We start from the raw sequence: 26,139 nt of genomic DNA on the forward strand, positions 1-26,139 counted from the left end.
GGATGCCGTGACGGCCCCGACCGAGGTGGTCGGGGCGCCACGCTCAGCTGGTGTCGCCGACGTCGAACGTCTCGCAACCGGAGATGCGGATGAGGACCCGGCCGTCCACGTTCACCGCCTCCTCGACGTTCGCGTCGTCGACGTGGATGAGCAGGATTCCGTCCGGGTTGGACTTGCTCACCGCCGCGTCGCTGCCCGTCGCGAAGAACTCGATGCGGTCGATGAAGCGGGGTACCGCCACCAGGTGGACGCCGTTGCCGTCGGTGCGCAGCAACCGGGTCCGGGCCAGTGCGTCCAGCATCACCGTGGGAACCGGCGGGTTCTCCAGGAGTGCGCGGTCGGCTTCGGTGGCGGGCGGGACCAGCACCCAGCGGGAGCTGGTGCCGTCCGGGCCCTCCCTGCCGTCGGTGCTCGCGCGGTAGACCCCGCGCAGGACCACGGCGCTGTCATCGCGGTAGTAGGGGTCCTCCGACGGCCGGTCGGTGACGACGTTCCTGGCGAGCGGCGGGACCGGAAGGGTGCCCAGCACCACGTCGCACGCGAAGTGCTGGCGGTCCGCGCGCAGCACCCGGCCACGCCGGTCCACCACGTCGCTGGTGATCCGGACGTGCACGCGGTCAGGGCCGTCCAGCCGCGCCGTCACCCGGTAGGGGTTGCCCGGCCCGGCCTTCGGCGCGACGAACGCCGAGAACCGCAGGTTCTCCAGGGTGCGGACGGGCATGCCGGGTACCACCGCGGTCGCCGCTTCGGCCGCGATGGTGGCCAGGCCGGTGCCGTGCATGGTCGGTTTGCCGTTCACCGTGTGGTCGACCAGGAACCCCGCGGTGCGCTCGCCGAGGTCCAGCAGCCACTGGGTGGTGCCGCGGGTGGTGCGGTGCGGGGTGCCGAGCATCCACCGGGTGCGTTCCGGTACCGGGTGCACGAAGCCGGGGAACTGCTCGCCGAAGGTCGCGCGTTCCTTCGCGTTGAGGAACGCCACCAGCGGTTGGGCGACCGACGGCGTGCACAGCTCGGCGGCCAGGTGCCGCACGCCCTCGGCCGGGGCGAGCGGAGCCATGATCCCCGCTCGTTCGTTGTTGCCCTGCATCAGTTCCGATCCGCCCATGCCGATCTCCGCCCAGATCGGCCAGATCAGCGTGCGCTCGTCCGCGCCGCGGACCAGTGCCGCCTGGCGGGCCGCGCCGTGGAGGAAGTCGTTGCCGGGCGCGTAGTCGGTCTCGCCGGGCAGCCCCACGAGGCCGGCCACCGAGCCGAAGTTGCACCACTGGGCGGGCTGGGCGGTGCCGAACGCGGCCTTGAGGTTGCGGTACCCGTCGACCTTGACCCCGCGGACGTGCCGCAGCCCGTCGACCGTCAGCCGGGAGATGTCGCCGCCGTTGTGCAGGCCGGCGCCGTGCACGAGCAGGTCGACGTCCGGGGTGACCTGCCGGATCATCTCGACCACCGAGCGGACGGCCTCGGCGTCGGTGAGGTCGCAGGTCAGGTAGTCGACCGCGTCCTCACCGCAGAGCGCGCGCAGTTCCCGCAGGTTCCGCTGCGACTCGCGGGCGTTGAGCAGGCGGTCGAACCGGGCCATGACCTCCCGCACCGTGGCACCGGGGGTGCGGGCGCGTTCGGTCTTGAGGAAGTTCGCCCGCAGGCCGGGAAGTTGCTCGTCGCCCGCGTGCAGCAGGTCCTCGGGCACGTCCTGCAGCCGCGACGAGCCCAGCAGCCACAACCGCAACGGCGTCCGGGAGGCGAGCTCCTTCGCGCAGGCCGCCGTGATGCCCCGCGCGCCGCCGGTGACCACGACCACCGACCCCGGCCGCAGCGGCGACACGTTCGAGCTCAGGTCGAGCGGTGCGGGCACCAGCTTGGTGCGCAGCCGCACACCGTCGTGGTGGAGCACCGCCGGATAGCCGCGGTAGCCGGCCAGTTCCCGGTTCAGGGTGTCCCAGGCGCCGGTCTCCGAGCTGATCACCACGGCCAGCCGCGCCCCGCGGAGGTCCCAGGCGAGGCTGCTGACGATGCCGGTGAACAGGCCGGCGGAGGAGTGCGGGACTCCGCTGCGCAGCCCGTCGACGAGGTGCACGCCGAGCGAGCCACCGGCGTCGATCCGGTCGCGGCAGGACTTCGCCGCGAGGAACAGCGCTTCGTGCGCGCGGAGAGTCCCTTCCGCAACGGTGTCGCCGGGCGCCGGCCCACCGGTGGAGGCGAAGAGGCGGACGTGGCTGAACCGGCCCGCGCCCGTCGCGGCGTCGGGGAACTGGGCCTCGACCGGTGCGGTCTCGTCCAGCACGTGGATGTGAGCACCGGACGCGCGCACGTGTGCGGGCACCGACTCCTCGCACCCCGGCTGCACGACGACGAGCCAGTCCGGCCCGGGAGCGGTGGTCCACTCGGCGCCGGAAGCCGGCTCTTCGACGTAGGTGCAGACGTAGCGCTCGTTGCGCGGCGCCGGCCGGGTGGCCCGGTGTGGTGTCAGCACGATCCCGGGCGCCGAAGGGCCGGCGGCGATCACGTGGGGGGTCTTCCCCAGTCGGGTGAGCTCGCCGACGAGGTCGCACGCGCCGTTGGCGCCGAGGTAGTCCAGCGGCCGTGGGGCTCGGGTCCCGGCGCCGCCGGTGGCGACCGAGACCTGGCAGAGCACGGGCCATCCGGCGGCGGCCGCGGTGCTCTCCCGCGCCAAGGCGAACAGGAAGGCGCCTTCGCCGAGGGGGCCGCGACCGAGCAGGGTGCGCAGCTCGTCGGTGCTGTTGCCGTTGAGGCTGAGCACGAGCGCCAGGTCCAGCGCTCCGCCGAGGAGGTGCCGCACCGCCGTCTGGACCGCGTGCGCGGTGGCGTCCGGCCCGGCGTCGGCGAGCTGCACCGCACCGTTGAGGTTGTGGCGGTTGGCGATGCGCGACGCGATGACGTTGCCCATCAGACCGGGCTGGGTGTCCGGGGTGGACTCGGGGGTTCCTGCCCGCACCGCGCGGCCCACGGCTCGCGCGGCCTCCGCGAACTCGTCCGCGTCGAGCTCACCCGGCGTGACGGCGAGCAGGTCGTCGGCGTAGCAGCGCAGCGCCGACTGGTACCAGGACAGGGTCGGTCCGTAGTGAGCCGCGATGACACCGGTGGTCTCCTCGCGGCCTTCCCACAGCTGCCCGTGTTCGGCCAGGAAGCGTTCGGCCACGTCCAGCGCCATCAGCTGGGTGCGGTCGATGGCGTCCGACACCGCGGCGGGCAGCCTGCTCACCTTCCACTCCGGCGCCGGGTAGGGCATCGGGAAGGCCGCGTCGTCAGCGGGCGCACGCCCCTCGCCCAGGCGCGTCGCGACTTCGGCCGAGGTCGGCGCCCCCGGCAGGTGGGCGCTCCACGCGACCAGGACGACGCGGTCGTCCTTCGCCGGCGGCCGGGAGGTGGGCACGGGCTCGCCGGGGCCGGGCTCGTCACGCAACAGCAGGTGCCCGTTGGTCCCGCCGAACCCGAACCCGGAGACGCCGACCAGGCGCGGTCCGGCGGGCAGCGGCGTGTCCTGCGCGGGGACGGTGACGTGTTCCGCGGTCGCCGCCGCGCCGGGTCGTGGCCGTTGAGCGGGGACCACACCGTGGCGCAGGGCGAGCAGAGCGTGGATCACCGACACCGCGCCCGCGGCCCACCCCGTGTGCCCGATCAGGGACTTGTTGCTGGTGCACAACACTTCCCGGCCGGCCGACTGGTTCAGCGCGGCCAGCTCGACCTCGTCGCCCGCCCTGGTGCCGGTACCGTGCCCGACCACCCAGACCGGGGCGTGCTCCTGCCCGTGCCCGGCGCGTGCGATCGCCAGTTCCTGCCCGCGGTGGTTGGGGGCGGCGATGGCCTTGCCCCGGCCGTCGGCCGCGGCACCGAACCCCGCCAGCACGCCGAGCACCTGCTGGCCGTCGCGGCGGGCGTCACCCAGCCGGCGCAGCGCCACCACCGCCGCGCCGTCGGAGAAGAGCGTGCCGTCCGCGGAGCCGTCGAACGCGTTGACCGCTCCCCGGTGGCTGAGGCCGCCGAGCTTGCTGAACAGCACGTTGAACCGCGGGGTGACCATGAAGTAGCCCCCGCACAGCGCCAGGTCGGTGCTGCCTTCCAGCAGGGCGGCCACACCCAGGTCGATGGCGTAGAGCGACGAGGAGCACGCGGTGTCCACGATCGTCACGGGCGTGGTGTCCGGCAGCAGGCCGCGCACGGCGTTGCGGACGACCCCGTCCGGCAGGTGGCTTTCCGGGTTGCCCGCGGCCAGCCGGTAGCGCTCGCGCAGCAGGGAGCGCAGCCGTTCCGCGTCCGGGCCCGCGGGCGTCGGCCAAGCCTCGGCGAGCATGCGGGCGTACCCCTCGACCACCATGGCCTGCTCGAAGTGCTGGTCGCCGTCGGAGCAGGCACCGATGAACAGCGAGGAACGGGACGACGGACCGTCCGGCAACGCCTGCCCCAGGGCGTGGCGCAGCCAGGACGACGACAGGCTGGCGTCGGGAGCGACGTCCTCGTGCCGCCCCATCCGCACGAAGCCCGCGGTGCGCGCGTACGTGCGGTCGCGGTCGCCGGGATCGGCGGCCCAGAAGGTGTCGAGCGGATAGCGGTCCCCCGGTTCGCTGAACGCGGGCTCGCCGGCGCGCAGCAGTTCCCAGAACTGCTCGGGTGACTCCGCACCGGGGACGACCAGTCCCATCCCGACGACGGCAATGGCATCGTCGTCACCCTCACGGCCGGGCGTGGGTTCTGCAGCTCGGCCGGAGGTGCGGGCAGGCGCATTGTCGGAGGCGCGGATAGGCGCACTGTCCGAGGCGCGGACGGGCGCACCGTCCGAAGCGCGGGCAGGCACATCGTCCGACGTGCGGGTGGGCGTGGTGTCCGAAGCGCGGGCGGGCTCACCGTCCGAGGCACGGGCAGGCGCACTGTCGGCGGCGCGAACCGGCACATCGCGAACCGGCCCCCCCGACGCGCTGGGCTCGACGACGTCCGCCGCCGGTCGCGGGGCGTCGCCCCACGTGCCCCCGGCGCGGATCAGCGCACCGCCCAGCCGGATCCCGCCGTCGTTGACGACGTTCTCCCCCGTGATCCACGACGCTTCCGGGGAGGCGAGGAAGGCCACGAGCTTCGCGTGTTCCTCGACCGTGCCCAGGCGGCCGAGCGGGGTTCCCGCGACCGTCGCCTCCAGGACCTCTTCGCTGCGGGGGAACAACTTCACCGTCTCGCTGACGAGCATTCCCGCGGATGCCATGTTCACCCGGATGCCGTGCGGCCCGAACTCCACGGCCAGGTACTTCGTCAGCTGTTCGAGGGCCCCCTTGCACACCGCCACGCAGCTGTAGTTGTCGATGACGACGCTGGTGCCGATCGAACCCAGGTTCACGATCGCGCCGCCGCGGTCCTTCATGAGCGGGAAGGCGGCACGGCAGCAACGGCGCGGGCCGTGCACGTTGGTGTCGATCGCCCTTTCCCAGTCGCGGTCGGTGAGCACGTGACCGGGCTCGAACACTCCGCGGGCGGCGTTGTTGACCAGCACGTCGAGCCGCCCGTGCCGGCGTGCGACGTCGGCGAACATCTCCTCGACCGCGTCCTGCTTGGCCACGCTGGCCCGCAGGTGCTCCGCGGAACCGCCCTCCGCGAGGATGTCCGCCACGGTCTGCCGCGCGGCGTCGATGTCGTGGAACCAGTTCACGATCACATGGCCGCCACCGCGGGCCAGCTCGCGCGCGATGGCCCGGCCCTGCCCCTTCGAGCCTCCCGTCACCAGGCAGATCCGGTCGGCGAAAGCACCGCTGCGTGGACTGTTCACGCCTTCACCCGCCCGGCACCGAGCTGGGTGAGCAGCTCGGCGATCGACTCCAGGGTGGTGTAGTCGGTGATCCGGATGTCGGCCTCGGGGAGGTCGTACTTCTGGCGGGCGCGCTGGAGCAGCTCGGTCTGCCGGATGGAGTCGATCCCCAGGTCCGCCTCGAGCTCGATGTCGGCTTCGAACACTTCCTCCGGATAGCCGACGGCGGAGGCGTAGAGGGTGCGCAGCTCGTCCACCAAGCCCGGAACGTCCGCGCCTCCGGACGGCGCGGGTTCTGCGGGCTCGGGTGCCGTCGTGGGGACGGCAGCGGCGGGAACCGCGGTGTGCTGCACCTGGTGCGTGCCCGTTCGGGCGGGCTCGACCGGTGCCGCGTCCGCTCGGGCGCTCGTGATCGACGACCCGTTCGAACCAGCGCCCGCAACCGGCGACCCGTTCGAACCAGCGCTCGCAATGGACGACCCGTTCGAACCGGCCTGCATGACCGACGATCCGTTCGACCCGGCCTGCGCGACCGGCGCCCCGTTCGACGCGGCCTCAGAGCTGGAGGACGTGGCGAACGCGCCACGCAGCTCGTCGAGGGTCCGGCGCTGTCGCAGCGGTGCCGCGGTCTGCACGCCGGGCAGGCACGCACCCACGAGGTCGGTCAGTGCGGCGCGCGCTCCGCACTCGAGGAAGTGCGCGTACCCGTCACCCCGCACCGACACCAGGGCCTGCAGGAAGCCGACCTCCCGTTCGAGGTGGCTGGTCAGGATCTCGCGGCCGTCCTGCTCGGTCTCGACGTAACGGCCCAGCACCGGCGAGTACATCGGCACTCGCGGTGCGCGCACCCGGACCTCGGCCACCTCCGCCTCGAACAACCGGTTCGCCTCCGCCAGCAGCCGGTTGTGGAACGGGTACGGGACGCGCAGGCGCGTCGCTTCGATCCCGAGCAGGCCGGCCAGCGCCGTCAGCCGGTCCAGCGACTCGTGCGGGCCGGAGACCACGACCTGGTCGTACCCGTTGTGGGCAGCGACCGCCAGGCCGCGGTCAGCGAGAGAGCCGACGACAGCGCTCGCCCGCTGTCGTCCGACGCGCAGCGCGACCATTCCTCCCTCGGTGTCGCGCGAGGCGCGCAGCGCACGGTCACGCGCGATCACGAGCCGGACCCCGTCCGCCAGGTCGAGCGCTCCCGCGGCGGTCAGCGCGGCGAACTCGCCGAAGCTGTGACCGATCACGAGAGCCGGTGTGACGCCGGCGAGCTCACGGGCCAGGTCCAGGACCGCCAGCTCGGTGGCGAAGATGGCCAGGCTCAGAGCAGGGACGTCACTGGCCAGCAGCACGTCCAGGGTCGGCGCGTCCGCGCTCTCCAGCAGGGTGGAGATCGTGGGGCCGCCGTGCCGGAGGGAGATCGCGTCCACCTGACCGACAACGGCCGGCAGTGAGCGGTCGGCGCACACGCGTGAAAGACCACCGGGCAGGTACCCGCCCTGTCCCGGGAACAGGAAGACCGGCGAGGAAGACGACGAACAAGACACGATGAGATCCTTAGCGTGGAGCGGGAAAACGGGTTTCAAAGCACCCGGCGGGGGACCGGGGCAGGCTCCGGACGAAGCCAGGAGGTCGCTTGCTCGACAGGATGTCAGTGGTGCGCGTACCGCCACGAGCGCTCGTTCCGGCAGGCGGGACCGGAGCCCTTCGCGCCGTTGACGCCGGGTACTCTCACCGTCGGCTGCCGTCGTTCCAGCCGAGCACATCGGCGGGAGTCCCGGCGGCCGGTGCGCACCTGCCGGAAATCGGTGCGCACTGCCCATCGTCGCGCAGCAGGAACTCCTCGGACCGGCGCGATGAATCCTTCCACGGGCCAGGGAGGTGCTGGGGCGGGATCGGGCACCCGCACATCTCCGAATTCTTCACGACGGCGGTGTCGCCGCCGCGTCTGTGTTGCGGCATCCCTGCGGACCACATTCACCGTGCACCACAAAATGGTGAACATCGAGTGACTTGCAGTCTTCTGCCGCATCCTCCGGACGACACCCCACGGGTCGTTCGGCGGCGATTTCTCGGAAGGGGTATCACCCTTCGAACGGCACGCGAATGAGGCTAAACAGCTTCACGACGGCATACCTGCGGAAGTCCACAGGTATGCCGCAGGAGCAGCGATCACCGAAAGACCACAGGCGCTCACCAGCGGTAACGGGGTCGAGGCGCTCCACCCCGAAGGCGACCGAGGCGTGCGCGCACAAACAGAGAGTGACGCACATCGCCGACCGCCCTCAAGAAGACTACGGATGTCCACAGCACAGACCCGCTGGATTGGTGGTCGCACCCGCCGATCATCCGATGAAGGCCGTCCGACCGGACCACTGACGCGCCTTCCGGTGTCACACCACATCGACGAGCGGGCAGCGGACGAGGCGATCGTTTCACCACAAATACTCATCGGCAGCGCAATTCGTACGGACCCGTTCGAGACCCTACCCGCTTCCTGCCCGATCAGTCCGTCTCGCGGTGTGTGACAAATCTCGGCGCCACTCGCGCCCGGATGCGCAGCCGACGACTGCCCGAACGGGCGTCCGACCGTTCTCACCTGCGACTTCGGCGCCAAGAAGTCTTTTCGACTCAAGGGATCGAGAACTTGACCCGATGGGTACTCATAAAGTGGAATCGATAGCAGGGCGATATGAACTGATTTGAAGCGAAAGACCACCCGATTGGGCCAGTTGACAACTACGGAGCGCATAAATGGTCGCCGACGCACACCAGCATTCAGGCAGTGCCGACACGCTCGTCGGTCGCGGCGCGGAGTTGGCACGCATCGTCGATGGTCTCGAATCGGCGAAGCGTGCGACACCCTTCACACTCCTGGTCGAGGGCACGCCCGGCGTCGGCAAGACCGCGTTGCTGGACGTGGCGTGCGAGCTCGCCCGCGAGCGCGGATTCGTCGTCTGGCGTGCGAAGGGCTCGCTGATGGAGCGGGACGTGCCCTTCGCCGTGGCCCAGCAGCTCTTCGAGCACCTGCGCGAGGAGCTGCCGCCTGGCCGGAACGGTGAAAGCACACCTCCCGGGTACGACCTCATCGCCGGGCACCTCACCGCCGAGCGGGATGACGTCGGTGAGCTCGAACTCCAGCGGGCCATCCGGGACCTCTACCGCTTCACGGCCGACTTCGCCCAGCGCGCACCGCTGTGCCTGGTGATCGACGACGTGCAGTGGGCGGACGTCTCGTCGTTGCGCTGGCTGAACTACCTCGTGCACCGCGTCGTCAAGCTCCCGGTCGTCCTGCTGATGACCCGCACACCGGGGATCCAGCCGACCGATCCCCTGCTGATAGCGGAACTGGACATCTACTCCGAGCGCATGAGGCTCGCGTACTTCACCGCGCGCAACATCGCGCAGCTCACCGAGCGGATGCTCGGGCAGACGCCGGACGAGAAGTTCGCGCAGGCCTTCGTCGAGGCCACCGGCGGCTGTCCCACGGTGACGCGGCACATCCTGGGTGTGATGCGGGAAAGATCGGTGCCGCCGGAGGAGAGCGCCGCGAACGACCTGCTGCGCCCCGAATGCGAGAAACTCGGTCAGGTGCTGCTCGCGCGGCTCAACCGCCAGTCACCCGAGCTCGTCGAGCTCGCGAAGGCGATCGCGGCCGTGGAGCCGGCGGACCTGGCCCTGCTGACCGCCGTCGTGGACCTCGACACCAGCGAGGCCGCCGATCGGGTGCGGCAGCTGGAAGGCATGGGCGTGCTCACCCCGGACGGCGGGCTGAAGTTCACGCACGCGGTGCTCAAGAACACGATCACGAGCGCGGTCGGGTACCGGGAACGCGAGCAGCTGCACGCCAAGGCCGCGCGGTTCCTGCACTACACGCGGGCACCCGCGGTCGTCGTGGCACGCCACGTCCTGCACACGCCCGCCCAGTCCGGCGCCTGGGCGGTCGAGGTCCTGCGTGCCGCCGCCGACACCGCGATCGCCGACGGCGATGCCCGCTTCGGTGCCCAACTGCTCGCCAGGGCTCTCGACGAGGACCTCTCCACCGCGCAGAGGCAGGACCTGCTGCTGCGGCTCGGTCTGGCCGAGACGTACTTCGACCCGCGGATGGCCGTGGCGCACATCGAGGAGGGAATGGTCGGCCTGGACGATCCGCAGGAGATCCTCGCGGCCGCCTGCCGGCTAGCGGAGATCCTCTACTTCGACGGTGCCTACGACAGTGCCAGCGAGGTGCTGCGCCGGGCCATGGAAGAGATCGGGTCCAAGATCCCCGCGGCCGTCGAGTCGATGCGCCTGCTGGAACGGATCACCGTGCCCTCAGGTGACCCGGAGGCCCGGCAGGTGGACTTCCGCGAGTTCGACGAGCAGCAGTGGCGCCGCGGTGACGAGCACGGCCGCAGGCTGGCCGGGCTGATCGCCGAGGACACCAGCAACCGGGGCGTGGAGCTGGCCCTGTGCCGCAAGGCCGCGCTCGCGGCGCTGTCCGGCGGCGCGACCTCCGCGATGCAACACCCGCAACGCCTGTTCGGAGTGATCAACGCCCTGCTGCGCGCCGACGAGGCGGAGCTCGCGATGCGCCACTGCGACGAGGTCCTGCTCGAAGCCCAGCGACAGGGGCTGTCGTTGATCACCATGCTCGGTCACTCGCTCCGGTCGCGGGCGCACCACCACCACGGGTCCTTCGCCGAGGCCGCCGCGGACGCGGAGCTCGCGTTGTCCGCGGCACGGACCGCGAAGCTCGCCCCGGACCACCTGGGACACGTCTACGCCACCGACGCCTGGGTTCGCGCTCAGCTGGCCCTGGGCGACCTCGACGCGGCGAAGAACGCGCTGGCGCCCTATGGGCGCTCCAGACAACTGCCGCAGACCTGGCACCACACCGCCCTGCTGCACGTCAGAGGCGCTGTGCGCATGGAGCTCGGCGACCACGAGGCAGCGCTCGCCGACCAGCTCGAATGCGGTGAGCGGTTCCTGGCCTGGGACCGGCGCAACCCGGCGGTGCGCCCCTGGCGGTCCTTCGCGGCGCTGGCACACCTGCGGCTCGGACAGCCGCAGCCGGCCCTCGACCTCGCGTTGCAGGAGCTGACCCTGGCACGGGAGTGGGGCGCACCGACCGTGATCGGTCGCGCGCTGCTGACGGTGGGCATCGTGACCGGCGGTTCCGCCGCCGCCCCGTGGCTGGCCGAAGCCGACTCGGTGCTGCGCCGGTCGACCGCGCGGATGCTGCACGCACAGGTGCTGCTCGAACTCGCCGCGACCAGGTGGGAGAAGGGACAGCACGACGCCGCCCGGCAGCACCTCGCGGAAGCGCAGGCACTCGGCCGGCAGTGCGGCGTCGCCGTGCAACCGGGACAACGGCTCGCCGGACTGAGCTCCGCCGCCACCTCGCACACACCGGTGCCGCACCACCCCGAACCGACCAACGCCGCGCCACCCGCTCCCCGGCTCAGCGCGCTCACGCTGACGCCGCACGAGTACCGCATCGCCACACTGGCCCTCGAAGGCAACTCCAACGAAGAGATCGCCCGCGAGCTCAACGTCTCGCGGCGCACCGTCGAGTTCCACCTGACCAACATCTACCGCAAGCTCGGCGTGCGCCGGCGCATCCAGCTGTCCTCCGCACTGGCGGGCCTCGTCCCACGCGCATGACCTGAAAGCAGGGTCACCGGGCACCGCTGTGCGGTGCCCGGTCTGCACGTGGGCGCACCGTTCAGGCGCCTGCGGCTTCGGCTCGGCCGCCGCGGCCGAGCCCGCTGCCGACGCGGAGTTCGCGCCGCACGAGGTCCGCAACGCTCCCCCAGTGGTCCACCGGGAAGAAGTGGCCCCCTGGGAACTTCTCCAGCACGAAGGACCCGGTGGTGTGACGCATCCACGCGCTCGCGTCCGGCAGTGGCACGATCGGGTCCTCGGTGCCGGCCAGAGCGGTGATCGGCGCGGTGATCACCGCGGAAGGCCCGCACCGGTAGGACTCGATCGCCCGGTAATCGTTGCGCACCACGGGCAGCACCATCGCGCGGAGATCGGCGTTGCTCAGCACGCCCGGTTGGACGCCACCCAGCGCCTCGATCACGGCGACCACGTCGTCGTCGGACATGAGGTGCACACCCGCGTTGCGGTGCAGGTGCGGCGCCGCTCGACCGGACGCGAAGAGGTGCGAGACGGGCACCGAGGCGGCCTCCAGCCGTCGCGCCACCTCGAACGCCACCACGGCGCCCATGCTGTGCCCGAACAGGGCCAGCGGCCGGCTCTTGTCCAGCACCGCGAACACCTCGTCCGCCAGCACGTGCAGGTCGTCGATCGGCTCGTCGCGGAGCCGGTCGAGGCGGCCGGGGTACTGGACCGCCGACAGCTGGACCTCGCCGTCGAGCTCCATGCGGAGCCGGGTGAACCACCCGGCCGATCCGCCCGCGTACGGAAAGCACACGAGCTGCGGGGCTTCCTCGGACGTGGCGCGGAACTTCCGCACCCAGCGGCCGCCCTGAGCAACGTTCGCCATGATCTCCCTCTTCGGGTCTTGCTGTGGGGTCGACATCGTCGTCGGCGCTGCTCGTTCAGCCGCCCAGCAGGCGGCTCAGGTCGTCCTCCGGGGTCAGGTAGCCGCCGGACAACGCGTCCGCCTCACCGGACACCAGTCGCACCAGCATCTCCGATGACTCCTCGGGCGTGGTGAACCGGCCGCTGTCGCGCTGGTCGGCCATCCACGCACCGACGCCGTCGAGGTGGCGGTCACCGGTCTCGCCGGCTTCCAGCTGCTTGCGGGTCAGGCCGAGGTCGACCAGTCCGGGGTGGTAGCTGAGCACCGACACCCCGGTTCCCGCCAGCTCCGGCGCGAGGTTCTCACCGAGCTTGATGGCGGCGGCCTTGGACACCGAGTAACCGGAGACGTTGGGCCAGCGGTGCTTGCCCGCCGAGCTCACGATGTTGATGACCCGCCCGTGCCCGCGCTCCACCATGCCCGGCAACGCCGCCCGGCAGGCCCGCACGGTCCCGCGCAGGTTCACCTCCACCGTCTGCCACCAGTGGTCCTCGTCGACCTCCCACAGGGGGCCGGCCGGACCGCCGACACCGGCGTTGTTGATCAGCACGTCGACCGCGCCGAACTCCTGCTCCGCCCGCTCGACGGCCCGGGTCAGCGCCGTGCCGTCGGTGACGTCGGCGACCAGCGCCAGGGGCGTTCCGCCGATGGAGTCCGCCAGCTCGTCGAGCGCGGCCTGGTCGCGTCCGGTCAGGACCAGGTTCGCCCCGGCTTCGGCGAGCTCCCTGGCGAAGAGCCGCCCGAGACCGCCGGTCGCACCGGTCAGCAGCACCGTCGTCCCGGCCAGCGACGGACGCTCCACGTCGAGCGGCCGTTCCGCTTCCTGCTCGCCGAGCTGGATGCGCAGGTACTTCGCGAGGGCGCTCGGCGTGGAGTGGTCGAAGATCGCCGTGGGCGGCACCGACCGCCCGGTCGCCTTCTCGACGCGGTTGCGCAGCTCCAGCACCGTGAGCGAGTCGAACCCGATCTCGAAGAACCCGCGGTCGGCCTCCACCTCGTCGGCGCTCGCGAACCCGAGCACACCGGCCACCAGGCTCCGGACGAGGTCACCCAGGAAGGCCTCCTGAGCGCCTTCGTCCTTGCCGGCCAGTTCGCCCGCGATGGACGGCACCGGCACCGGCGCCGCTTCCGCCACCGGACGCCGCTTCACGTGCCCGCGCAGCAGCGGGGTCAGCGGCGCCGACTCGCTGTCGACGAGCTGACGGGTGTCCAGCGCGATCGGGGCGAGCATGGGTTCCCCGGTGCGCAAAGCGGTGTCGAACGCGGTCAGTGCGTCCTCGGTCGACAGCGGAGTGACGCCGAGGCGGACCAGCCGGCGCAGGTCCGCCTCGTCGAGGTGACCGGACAGCTCGCTGCGTTCGGCCCACAGCCCCCACGCCAGCGACAGCGCGTGCTGCCCGGCGTCGTGCCTGCGCCGTGCGATGGCGTCGATGCAGGCGTTGGCGGCGGCGTAGTTGGCCTGACCGGCCGTGCCCCACCAGGCGGCAGCGGAGGAGCACACGACGAACCAGGTGAGGTCCGCGTCCCTCGTGAGCTCGTCGAGGTGCGTCACGGCGTCCACCTTGGCCGGCAGAACGGCCTCCAGGGCCTCCGCGGTCAGCGACCGGATCGTCGCGTCCCGCGAGGTTCCGGCAGCGTGGATCACACCGGCCAGCGGCCGGTCCGACGGTATCCGCGCGAGGACCCCGGCCAGCTGCTCGCGATCTGCCGCGTCACAGGCCTCCACGGTGACGGAGGCACCCAGCTCACGCAGTTCGGCGGACAGCCGGGCCATGCCGGGTGCGTCGGCACCGCGCCGGCTCAGCAGGACCACGTCCCGAACCCCGTGCTCGCGCACCGCGTGCCGGGTCAGCGCGGAACCGACGACCCCGCCCGCACCGGTGACCAGCAGCGAACCGCCACGCCACTCGGTGGGAGCGGACGGCCCGGCGGCTGCCGCACCGGCCAGCCTCGGCACGCGGACCTGCCCGGCGCGCACGGCGAGCTGCGGCTCGTCGGTGCCGACCAGCTTCCGCCACGCCTTGTCCGACGCGGCCGTGCCGTCGAGGTCGATCAGCTGCAGCACGCCGGGGTGTTCGGTCTGCGCGGAGCGCACCAGACCCCACACCGCGGCGGCGACCGGGTCGCCGTCCACCGCACCTCGGGTGAGCACGACCAGCCGGGCACCGGGCTCGTGGTCGCGCGCCACCCAGCCGCGGACCGAGGCCAGTGCCGCGTCCAGCGCGGTCCGGACCCGCTGCGGCAGCGGCGACGCGGGGTCACCGTTGTCGACGGTCAGCGTCAGGTGCCCGGTTCCCCCTGCCGGGGACAGCCCCTCCGGTGCCTTCCAGTCGATCCGGAACAGCGTCTCCGCCGCCTGGGCGGCGCCGATGACCTGCAGCTGCTCACGCACCACCGGCCGCGCGACGAGCTCTTCGGCGGAGAAGACCGGCATGCCCACGTTGTCCCACGCGGTGACGCTGAACGAGTCCTGTCCCTTGTCGCGCAGGCGAACCCGCAGCGACGCGGCGCCGGGCCCGTGCACCTCGACGCCCGCCCACGAGAACGGCAGGCGCAACGCGTCCACCAGCAGCGGGTGCAACGCCGAGTCCAGCAGCGCGGGGTGCACCAGGTAGTCACCGGCTTCGCCGTGCACGGTCGCGGGCAGGGCAACCTCGGCGAAGACGTCGCCGCCACGACGCCAGGCCCTGCGGACGCCCTGGAAGTCGGGTCCGTAGCCCAGGCCGGCGTCGGCGAGGCGGGGGTAGAGCCCGTCGAGGTCGACCGGCTGCGCGTTCGCGGGCGGCCATTCGGTCAGGTTCTCCCCCGAACCGGGCACGCCGGGAACGAGGCGGCCGGTGGCGTGCGCGGTCCACGGCGCGTCGGCCGAGGCCCGCGAGTGCAGGGCGAGGGCGCGGCTGCCGTCGTCCTCGGGCGCGGACACCTCCACCTGCACGTCCAGGGTGCCCTCGGCGGGAAGCACCACCGCGGTGCGGAAGACGAGCTCCGCCACCCTCGGGCAGCCGACCTGCTCACCGGCCCTGGCGGCCATCTCCAGCAGGGCCGTGCCCGGCACCACGGCGGCACCGCCGACGCGGTGGCCACCGGTCCAGGCCGGGCGCGCGGTGGACAACCGTCCGGTGAGGACGGTGGCTCCGCTGCCGGCCAGGGACATCGACGCGGTCAGCAACGGGTGCCCGACCGCACCGAGGCCGGTGCCCGCGACGCTCCCGGTGGCACGCGGGGTGTCGAGCCAGAAGCGCTGCCGCTGGAAGGCGTAGGTCGGCAGCTCCACGTGCGGTCGTGCGCCGCCGCCCAGCACAGCGGACCAGTCGACGGAGGTGCCGCGGACGAACAGCTTCGCGACGGTGTCCAGCAGTGCTCGTGGTTCCGGGCGGTCCTTGCGCAGCAGCGGCAGCGGCACGGCCGGTGCGGACACGCTCGCCGACGCCATCGCCGAGAGCACGCTGTCGGGGCCCAGCTCCACGAAGGTGCTGACGCCACCGGCTTCCAGGGCGCGCACGGCGTCCTGGAACAGGACCGGCTCGCGCACGTGGCGGACCCAGTAGTCCGCGGTGGTGAAGTCGCCCGCAGCGGCGGCCTGACCGGTCAGCGTCGACACCATCGGGATGCTCGGCGCCGAGAACTCGATGCGGGACACGACGTCCCGGAACTCCGCCAGCACCGGCCCCATCAACGGCGAGTGGAACGCGTGGCTGACCCGCAGGGCCTTCGTGCGGTGGCCGCGCGAGCGCAGCTGCTCGGTGATCGCCTGCACCGCGGCGGCGGCACCGGACAGGACGGTGGCCCTGGGCCCGTTGACCGCGGCGATCCCCACCTCGTGCTCACGGCCGGCGAGCAACGCGGTCACCTCGGCGGCGGCCGCCTCCACGGCCACCATGACGCCGCCTTCCGGAAGTGCGCCCATCAGCCTGCCCCGAGCGGCGACCAGCGTCGCGGCGTCGCGCAACGACATGACGCCGGCCACGTGGGCCGCGGCGATCTCGCCGATGGAGTGCCCTGCCACGCGGCCCGGCCGCACTCCCCACGCCTCCAGCAGCCGGAACAGCGCCACCTCGAGCGCGAACAGCGCGGGCTGCGCGTGCTCGGTCCGGTCCAGACCGTCACCGGTGAAGACCAGGTCGCGCAGGCTGACACCGAGCAGCGGGTCGAGCACCTCGGCCGCGTCGTCGAACGCGACCGCGAACGGCGGGTACGCCTCGTACAGCTCCCGTCCCATGCCGGCGCGCTGGCTGCCCTGACCGGCGAACAGGAAGGCGGTCTCGCCCGCGTGCCTCTCGGCCGTGACGACCAGGTTCGGCGCGTCGTCGCCGTGTGCGGCGGCGGTGAGGCCCGCCAGCAACGAGTCCCGGTCACCGCCCAGTACGACGGCGCGCTGGTCGAACCGCGACCGGTTCGTGAGTGCCGCCGCGACGGCGGCGTCGTCGTGGCCGGGCTCCCGGTCGAGGAAGTCCGCCAGCTTGGCCGCCTGTGCCCGCAGCGCCGCCGGTGTCCTGGCGCTGAGGACCCACGGCGTGACCGCCGCTGCTCGCGGCTCCGGCACCGGGGCGGTGGCCTCGGCGGGGTTCTCCTCGGCGGGGCTTTCGAGGATCACGTGGGCGTTCGTGCCGCCGATGCCGAACGACGACACCGCGGCGCGGCGGGTTCCCCCCGGCCACGGGCGTGCCTCCCTCAGCAGCTCGACCGACCCCGAGGTCCAGTCCACGTGCGGGGACGGCTCGCTGACGTGCAGGGTCTTCGGCAGGACGCCGTGCCGCATCGCCATGATCATCTTGATGATCCCGCCTGCGCCCGCCGCGGCCTGGGTGTGGCCGGTGTTGGACTTCAGCGAACCGAGCCACAGCGGGCGGTCGCGGTCCTGTCCGTAGGTGTCCAGCAAGGCCTGCGCCTCGATCGGGTCGCCCAGCGGCGTGCCGGTGCCGTGCGCTTCCACCACGTCCACGTCGGCGGCCGTCAGTCGTGCCTGGGCCAGCGTCTGCTCGATGAGCCGGCGCTGAGCCGGGCCGCTCGGTGCGGTGAGGCCGTTGGAGGCGCCGTCGGAGTTGATCCCGCTGCCGCGGACCACCGCGAGCACCCGGTGCCCGTTGCGCTTCGCGTCGGAGAGCCGTTCCAGCAGGAGCATGCCCGCGCCCTCGGCCCAGCTGGTGCCGCTCGCGTCCGAGGAGAACGCCCGGCACCGCCCGTCGGCGGCGAGTGCGCGCTGGCGGCTGAACTCGACGAACGTGACGGGGGTGGACATCACCGACACACCGCCGGCCAGCGCCATCGAACATTCGCCGTTGCGCAGCGCCTGCGCGGCCAGGTGCAGTGCCACCAGGGAGGACGAGCACGCGGTGTCGACCGACATCGTGGGCCCCTGCAGGCCGAAGACGTAGGAGATGCGGCCGGACGCGACGCTGCCGTGGCTGCCGAGGGTCATCATCCCCTCCATGCCGTCCGGGAGGTCCTGCACGTCGTGGACGCGGGTGGAGTAGTCGTGGAACATCACGCCGGCGTAGACACCGGTGCGGGAACCCTTGACCGACAACGGGTCGATGCCCGCGTTCTCCAGCGCCTCCCACGAGGTCTCCAGCAGCAGCCGCTGCTGCGGGTCCATCGCGAGCGCCTCGCGCGGCGCGATGCCGAAGAACGAGGCGTCGAAGTCGGCGGCGTCGTGCAGGAAACCGCCTTCACGGGTGTAGCTCGTGCCGCGGTGGGTGGGGTCGTCGTGGAAGAGGGTGTCGAGGTCCCAGCCGCGGTTGTCGGGGAACGCCGTGATCCCGTCCGTGCCGGTGGCGACCAGGTCCCACAGCTCCTGCGGCGAGCTGACCCCGCCGGGGTAGCGGGCGGCCATGCCGACGATCACGATCGGGTCGTCCTCGCCCGCTCCGGGTTCGGGTTCTGCTCGCTGGACCGCCTGGGTCACAGTGGTGTCCTTCTCGGTCGAGAGTTCTTCCACCAGGTGTTCGATCACGTCCAGCGGGCTGGGCCGGTCGAACAGCAGGGTGGTCGGCAGGCTCAGGCCCGTGGCGTCGCTGAGCTCGTAGCGCAGTTCCAGTGCGGCCAGCGAGTCCATCCCCAGCGCGGAGAACGGCTGCTCCACCTGGTCGTCCCGCAGCTGGGCGTACCCCAGCACGGAGGCGGCGCTGGTGCGGACCAGCCGGGTCAGCTCCGCCCGCAGCTCGTCCGCGGTCAGCTGGTCGAACGCGCCGCCGGAGGTCTCCTGCGCGGTCACGGCCGGTTCGGCCACGACCGGTGTGCGGACGAGGTCGGCCAGCAGGGGCACGGGCTGCCCGGTGACGGAGCGGACGTCCAGGCGGACGGGCGCCAGCACCGGCTCCGTCGAGCGCAGTGCGCCGTCGAACGCGGCGACGGCATCCTTTGTGGACAGTGGTGCGATGCCGGCCCTGGCCATGCGCTGGAGGTCGGCGTCACCGAGGTGCCCGGAGAGCTCACTGCGCTCCTCCCACAGCCCCCAGGCCAGTGCCAGTGCCGGGAACCCGGCGGCGGCGCGGTCGCGGACGATCGCGTCGAGGCAGGCGTTCGCGGCGGCGTAGTTGGCCTGGCCGGCGGTGCCCCACCAGCCGGCGACCGAGGAGCAGACGACGAACCAGTCGAGGTCCAGTCCCCTGGTCAGCTCGTCCAGGTGGCTGACGGCGTCCACCTTGGACGCGAGGACGGCGTCGACGCCGTCGGTGGTGAGCGCCTCGATGACGGTGTCGGCCACCGTTCCGGCCGCGTGGACGATGCCGCGCAGGTCCGGGACGCGCGCCAGCAGGCCTTCCACCTGCGAGCGCTTCGCCACGTCACAGGCCTCGACCGTGACCGAGACGCCCATGGACCGCAGCTCCCCGGCCAGCCGCGCGACACCGGCGGCCCGTTCGCCGCGCCGGCTGACCAGGACGACGTCGCTGATCCCGCGGGTGGTCACGGCGTGCAGCGTCAGTGCCGAACCGACGACTCCGCCCGCACCGGTGACGAGCAGCGTTCCCCTGTCCCACCTGATGTCCGGGGCGGCGGGCGCGGCGGTGTGGCGCACGAGGCGCGGCACCAGCGCGGTGCCTTCCCTCACGGAGACCTGCGGGTCGGGCGCACCGGCCAGTGACGGCACCAGCGCGTCGGAGGCGGCACTGCCGTCGACCTCGATCAGCTGGAAGCGGCCGGGGTGCTCGGTCTGCGCCGAACGCACGAGCCCTTGCACGGCAGCGCCGACCGGGTCGGAACCGGTGACGATGCTGAGGCATCCGCCCTGCTCGCCGGACAACCAGTCCTGCACGGTGGTCAGCGCCCAGGCCAGTCCCGCACGCACCCGGTGCGGCAGCGGGCCTCCGGACCCGACCGGCAGCCGCCGCGTGGTGCCCGGGGTGGGAGCCACGACGGTGGTGGGCCGCCATTCCACGCGGTACAGCGAATCGGCTGCCACGGCGTCGCGCAGCTGGGCGTCGGACACCGGCCGCAGCACGACCGAGTCGGCGTCGAGGACGGGGTTGCCCTCACCGTCCCAGGCGGCCAGCCGGACGGTGTCGGGACCGAGCCCGGTCAGCCGGGTCCTCAGCAGCGACGCCCCGGCCGCGTGGAGGCGGGTGCCCGTCCAGGAGAACGGCAGTCGCGCCGTTCCCCCGTCGGGCAACAGCTCACCGGCCGCCAGTGGTTGCAGGACGGCGTCCAGCAGTGCCGGGTGCAGCAGGTGGTCGTTCTTCGTCTCGGGCAGCCGGACCTCGGCGAAGAGCTCGCCGTCGCCGCGCCACAGGTGCCGCACGCCCTGGAAGACGGGCCCGTAGTGCAGGTTCCGCTCGGCCAGTGCGGCGTAGAACCCGGCCAGGTCGACCGGCTCGCAGCCGACCGGCGGCCACTGCACCGGGGCGGGCCCGGTGCCGGTGGCGGCGTCGACCTGGCCGGTGACGTGGAGGGTCCACTCCCCCTGCCCCGCGAGGCGTGACACCGTCCGCAGGGCACCGTCCGCCGACACGCGGACCTGGACGTCCAGCGCGTCACCGGCGGGAACGACCATCGGCGCGATCAGCAGCAGTTCGGTGACGGCGGGCCGGCCGACGTGCGCACCGGCGCGGGCGGCGAGTTCGAGCAGCGCCGTTCCGGGAACGACCACCGCTCCGCCGACCCGGTGCTCGGCGAGCCACGGCAGCTCGGCCGGGTCGAGCCTGCCGGTCAGCACCGTGGTGCCGTCGACGGACAGCGCCGCCCTGAGCACCGGGTGTGCGACGGCGTCGAGCCCGGCGGAGGCGAGGTCCGCGGCCTTGGCGACCGGGTCGAGCCAGAAGCGCTCGTGCTGGAACGCGTAGGTCGGCAGCTCCGTGCGGCGGGCGCCGGTGCCGGCGAAGAACGCCGTCCAGTCGACGGTGACACCGGCGGTGTGCAGCCGTGCCAGTGCGGACACCAGCGTGCCGGCTTCCGGCCTGCCCTTGCGCAGGGCGGGCAGGACGAGCTGGTCGGTGTCGGACAGGCAGTTCTGCGCCATCGCCGCGAGCACGCCGTCCGGGCCGATCTCGACCAGCCGCGTCACGCCCTGCTCGCGCAGGTGGCGGACGCCGTCGTGGAAGAGCACCGCGTCGCGGACGTGCCGCACCCAGTGCTCGGGCGAGCGGAGCTGCTCGGCCGTCGCGAGGGTGCCGGTCAGGTTCGACACCAGCGGGATCACCGGCGCCGCGTAGGTGATCCGCGCGGCGACGCGGCGGAACTCCTCCAGCACCGGTTCCACCAGCGGCGAGTGGAACGCGTGGCTCACGGTGAGCCGCTTGGTCTTGCGTCCGCGTTCCGCCCACCGCGCGGCCAGCGCGAGGACGTCGTCCTCCGCACCGGACACCACGACCGCGTCGGGTCCGTTGACCGCGGCCAGGCCCACGCGGGAGGTCAGCTGCGGGCGCACCTCGTCCGCGGTGGCCTGCACGGAGACCATCGCGCCGCCAGGGGGCAGCGCCTGCATCAACCGGCCGCGCGCGGCGACCAGTTCCGCCGCTCCCGCCAGGGTCAGCACACCGGAGACGTGCGCCGCCGCGATCTCACCGATCGAGTGGCCGGTCACGAAGTCCGGCTCGACACCCCACGAGCGCACGAGGCGGTACAGCGCGACCTCGACGGCGAACAGCGCGGGCTGGGTGTACTCGGTCCGGTCCAGCACGGCGGCGTCGTCGCCCCACATGACTTCGCGCACCGGCTTGGTCAGGTGCCGGTCGAGCTCGTCGGCGACCTCGTCCAGTGCCGCGGCGAAGACCGGGTAGGTGGTGTACAGCTCCCGGCCCATGCCCAGGCGTTGGGCACCCTGGCCGGTGAACAGGAAGGCGACGGGCTCGTCGAGCCGGGCGTGGTCGCGGGCTCCGCGGCCCTCGCACAGCTCGCGCAGCCCCGCCGTGTCCGTGGCGAGCACCGCGGCACGGTGGTCGAAGTCGCTGCGACCGGTGGCCAGGGTGAACGCGATGTCGGCCGGGTCGAGCCCGGGGTGCTCGGCGAGGTGGTCGCGCAGCCTTCGCGCCTGTGCGCTCAACGCCTGCGGCGTCTTGGCGCTCAGCAGGAACGGGACCTGCCGCTCCTCCCGCGCCCGCTGCTGCGGCTGCGGCCGGTGTTCGAGGACGACGTGCGCGTTGGTGCCGCTGATGCCGAACGACGACACCGCCGCCCGCCGGGTGCCTTCCGGCCACGGCCGTGCTTCGGTCAGCAGCTCGACCGCCCCGGACGCCCAGTCGACGTGCGGCGAGGGCTCGTCGACGTGCAGGGTCTTCGGCAGGACGCCGTGCCGCATGGCCATGACCATCTTGATCACGCCCGCGACGCCGGCCGCGGCCTGGGTGTGGCCGAGGTTGGACTTGAGCGAGCCGAGCCACAGCGGGCGGTCGCGGTCCTGGCCGTAGGTGGCGATGATCGCCTGGGCCTCGATCGGGTCGCCCAGCGACGTGCCCGTGCCGTGCGCCTCCACGACGTCCACATCGGACGCCGAGAGCCCGGCGTCGGCCAGCGCCTTGCGGATCACCCGCTGTTGCGAGGGCCCGTTCGGCGCGGTCAGGCCGTTGGACGCACCGTCCTGGTTCACCGCGGTGCCCCGGACGACGGCGTGGACGGTGTGGCCGTGGCGCAGCGCGTCGGACAGCCGCTCCACCACCAGCACGCCGACGCCCTCCGACCAGCCGGTGCCGTCGGCGGCCGCGGAGAACGCCTTGCACCGGCCGTCCCGTGCGAGACCGCGCTGGCGGCTGAACTCGGCGAACATGCCGGGCGTGCTCATCACCGTCACGCCACCGGCGAGGGCGAGCGAGCACTCCCCGCGCCGCAGCGCCTCGACGGCGAGGTCCAGCGCGACCAGGGACGAGGAGCAGGCCGTGTCGACCGACAGCGCGGGGCCTTCGAGGCCGAGCACGTAGGCGATCCGGCCGGAGACGACGCTTCCGGCGAGACCGGTGAGGAGGTGCCCGGCCACGGCGTCCGGGCTTTCGTGCAGCCTGGTGCCGTAGTCACCGGCCATGGCCCCGACGAAGACGCCGGTGTCGGTGCCGCGCAGCAGTTCGGGGTCGATCGCGGCCTGTTCGAGCGCCTCCCAGGAGACTTCGAGCAGGAGCCGTTGCTGCGGGTCCATGGCGAGCGCTTCACGGGGCGACACACCGAAGAACTCGGCGTCGAAGTCCGGGGCGTCGTGCAGGAACCCACCCGTGCGGGCGACTTCGGCGCTTCCCGCGAACAGGTCGCGGACGTCCCAGCCGCGGTCGGACGGGTACGGCCCGATGGCGTCGGCCTCCGCGGTGACGAACCGCCAGAGGTCCTCCGGTGAGCGGATGTCACCGGGGAACCGGCAGCCCATGCCCACGATGACGATCGGGTCGTCCTCCGGCTTCTCCTCGGCCGCGGTGACCCGTTCCAGCGCGGCGGGAGCCTGCCGGGTGCCGCCGGGGAGGAGCCGGTCGACCTCGGCCGCGAGCGCCGCGGGCGTCGGGAAGTCGAACGCGACGCCGGCGGGCAGCCGCAGCGACGCGGCCGCGTTGATCCGGTTGCGCAGCTCGACGGCCATGATGGAGTCGAAACCCAGCCGCTTGAACGGTTCCCGCACGCTGACCGCGTTCGGGGTCGTGCGCAGCACGGCGGCGGCGTGGGCTCGGACGAGGTCGATCCCGTGCAGCACCGGTCCCGTCTCGACGGTTACCTCGTTCTTGTCACCGATCCAGAACCGCTGCCGCTGGAAGGGGTAGGTCGGCAGGTCGGCGGCACGGACGCGCGTGCGCACCGGCGGCACCACGGCGGACCAGTCGACGTCGATCCCGCCGGTGAAGGCTTCCGCGACCGAGGTGAGGAAGCGGCGCAGGTCGCCCTCGTCGCGGCGGAGCGAGCCGACGACGACCGCGTCGTCGATGTCCGCGGCGGTCACCGTGTCCTCGACGGCGGCGACGAGAACGGGGTGCGAGCTGACTTCGACGAAGTGGCGGAAGCCCTGTGCCAGCAGCGCTTCGGTGGCCTCACCGAAGCGGACGGGCGCTCGCAGGTTGTGCGCCCAGTACGCGGCGTCCAGCCGGTCAGCCCAGGCGCAGTCCGCGGTGGAGAAGAACGGCGTGCTGCCCTGCTGCGGCCGGATCTCGGCGAGGGCCTCGACGATCTGCCGGCGCACGGAGTCGACGTGCGGGCTGTGCGAGGCGTAGTCCACGGCGACCCGCCGCGCCCGCAGGCCCTCCTCCTTCCACTGCGCCACCAGGGCGTCGACCGTGTCTTGGTCTCCGGAGACGACGGTCGAGCGCACGCTGTTGACCACCGCGACCTCGACGCCGGGATGGCCGGCCAGGCGCGAGCGGACCTCGTCTGCGGGCAGGTCGACCGACGCCATCGCGCCGTGCCCGGCCAGCTCGGCGGCGATGATCTTGCTGCGCAGGGCGACGACGGTCGCGGCGTCGTCGAGGCCGAGCTTCCCGGAGACCACCGCGGCGGCGATCTCGCCCTGGGAGTGCCCCAGCACGGCGGCGGGCCGGACGCCGACCGATGCCCACAACCGGGCCAGCGACACCATCACGGCCCAGGACGCGGGCTGCACCACGTCGACGCGGTCGAGGCCGTCGCCGGTGCGCAGGACCTCGGTCAGGGACCAGCTCACGTGCGGTGCCAGCGCCTCCTCGCAGGCGGCGACGGAGTCCGCGAACACCGCGGAGACGTCGAGGAGGTCACGTCCCATCCCCACCCACTGCGCGCCCTGTCCCGGGAAGACGAGGACGGGACCGGCGTCCGCCTTCTCGCTGTGGCCCAGGACGACGCCCGCGCCGGGGACGCCCTGCTCGATCCCGGCGAGACCGGAGTCGAGCTCATCGGCGGTGGCGGCGAGCACGACGGCACGGTGGTCGAAGAGCGTGCGCTGGGTGAGCAGCGCACGGGCGAGGCCGGCGCGGTCGAGGTCGCGGCCCCGCAGGTTCCGGGCCTGAGCGCGCAGCGCCTCGGGCGTCTTCGCGCTGAGCACGAACGGCAGGGTCGCCTCGACGTGCTCCGGGGTGCCCTCGTCCTCTTCGGACTCAGGCGGTCCGGAAAGGACGACGTGGCAGTTCGCCCCGCCCATGCCGAAGGAGCTGACGCCGGCCAGCCGGGGCTCGGCGCTCCAGTCCGCGGTCTCGGTCTGCACCCTGATGCCCAGCTCGCCGAACGCGATGTCCGGGTTCGGCTCGGTGAAGTTGAGGCTGGGCGGAACCTGTCCCCTGCTGATCGAGAGCACCGTCTTGAGCAGCCCCGCGATGCCGGCCGCTCCTTCGAGGTGGCCGATGTTGGTCTTGACCGAGCCCACGCGCAGCGCGTCGGCCGGAGCGCGTCCGGCACCGAGCACCCGGCCCAGCGCCGACGCCTCGACCGGGTCGCCCACCCTGGTGCCGGTGCCGTGCAGCTCCACGTACTGCACCCGGTGCGGGTCGACGTCCGCCGCGCGGTAGGCCGCGCGGAGGACCTCCGCCTGCGCGGTGGCGTCCGGGGTGGTGAGGCCGTCGCTCGCGCCGTCGTTGTTGACCGCGCTGCCGCGGATCACGCAGAGGACGTCGTCCTGGTCGGCCAACGCCTTCGCGAGCGGCTTGAGGACGACCACGCCGCCGCCCTCGCCGCGCACGTACCCGTTCGCCCTGGCGTCGAAGGTGTGGCAGCGCCCGTCCGGGGAAAGACCACCGAACTTGGCCGCACCGACGGTGCTCTCCGGTGCGAGGTTGAGGTGCACGCCACCGGCCAGCGCGACCTCGCACTCACCGGTGCGGATGCTCTGCGCGGCGAGGTGCACCGCGACGAGCGCGGACGACTGGGCGGAGTCGACGGTGAAGCTGGGGCCCCGCACCCCGAGGGTGTAGGAGATGCGGTTGGCGATGAGACCACGGCTGAGACCGGTGACCGTGTGGTGCCCGACCCCTTCGATCCCCTCGCGCTGCGCGAGCGTGGCGTAGTCGGATCCGAACGCACCCATGAACACGCCGACGGCGTGCTCGCGCAGGGCAGCCGGGACCACGCCGGAGTTCTCCAGCGCTTCCCAGGCCAGCTCCAGCGCGAGCCGTTGCTGCGGGTCCATGTCCGTGGCTTCACGCGGGGAGATGCCGAAGAACGCCGCGTCGAAGCGGTCGACCTCGTCGAGGTAGCCGCCCCAGCGCGAGTTCGCCCTGCCGGGCTTCGACAGGTCGGCGTCGTACAGGGCGTTCGCGTCCCACCGCGTGGCCGGCGTCTCGGTGACGGCGCTCGAACCCGTGACGAGCAGTTCCCAGAAGGCGTCCGGGTTCGCCGCCCCGGGAAGGCGGCAGGACAGGCCGATGACGGCGATTCCATCCCGCGCGGTGGCAGCAGCGTGGTCGGGCGTGGTCATGTGCGACTGAGTTCCTTCGATTGGTGACGACGGCGCGCGGAGGTGGTGCTTTCTCGCGGTACCAAGGGGTTCACCGTTGAACGCCACATGGATCGG

5 protein-coding genes are annotated in these 26,139 nt (G+C 72.7%); 1 reads left to right on the forward strand and 4 read right to left on the reverse strand.

Annotated elements, in window-relative coordinates:
* Positions 1 to 43: 43 nt before the first annotated feature.
* A complete protein-coding gene (locus tag AB0A63_RS03500; RefSeq protein ID WP_360384843.1) occupies positions 44 to 5,764 on the reverse strand; it encodes an SDR family oxidoreductase in 5,721 nt (1,906 codons plus the stop codon).
* Positions 5,761 to 7,278 carry an acyltransferase domain-containing protein gene (locus AB0A63_RS03505; RefSeq protein ID WP_360384845.1) on the reverse strand — a complete coding sequence of 506 codons (1,518 nt, stop codon included), beginning with the start codon at positions 7,276 to 7,278 and terminating at the stop codon, positions 5,761 to 5,763. Before AB0A63_RS03505 ends, AB0A63_RS03500 begins: the two co-directional genes overlap by 4 nt.
* 1,207 nt (positions 7,279 to 8,485) lie before the next feature.
* On the opposite strand from AB0A63_RS03505, the gene AB0A63_RS03510 reads away from it, so the two are divergent.
* Positions 8,486 to 11,377 carry an AAA family ATPase gene (locus AB0A63_RS03510; RefSeq protein ID WP_360384847.1) on the forward strand — a complete coding sequence of 964 codons (2,892 nt, stop codon included), beginning with the start codon at positions 8,486 to 8,488 and terminating at the stop codon, positions 11,375 to 11,377.
* A gap of 61 nt (positions 11,378 to 11,438) precedes the next feature.
* Here the strand turns inward: AB0A63_RS03510 and AB0A63_RS03515 are convergent, their stop codons facing one another.
* Positions 11,439 to 12,224, reverse strand: coding sequence for an alpha/beta fold hydrolase (locus AB0A63_RS03515; protein WP_360384850.1), 786 nt, complete (start codon positions 12,222 to 12,224; stop codon positions 11,439 to 11,441).
* Between the two features lie 55 nt (positions 12,225 to 12,279).
* Complete coding sequence (locus AB0A63_RS03520) at positions 12,280 to 26,043, reverse strand: SDR family NAD(P)-dependent oxidoreductase (protein ID WP_360384851.1); 13,764 nt, start codon at positions 26,041 to 26,043, stop codon at positions 12,280 to 12,282.
* Positions 26,044 to 26,139 lie beyond the last annotated feature (96 nt).

The organism is Lentzea sp. NPDC042327 (genome assembly GCF_040647275.1).
GTDB lineage: Bacteria > Actinomycetota > Actinomycetes > Mycobacteriales > Pseudonocardiaceae > Lentzea.

What these genes read in the sequence shown, in the direction of transcription:
- AB0A63_RS03510 (WP_360384847.1), top strand. Translation starts at nt 8,486, where the DNA reads ATGGTCGCCGACGCACACCAGCATTCAGGCAGTGCCGACACGCTCGTC.
- AB0A63_RS03515 (WP_360384850.1), bottom strand. Translation starts at nt 12,224, where the DNA reads ATGGCGAACGTTGCTCAGGGCGGCCGCTGGGTGCGGAAGTTCCGCGCC.
- AB0A63_RS03520 (WP_360384851.1), bottom strand. Translation starts at nt 26,043, where the DNA reads ATGACCACGCCCGACCACGCTGCTGCCACCGCGCGGGATGGAATCGCC.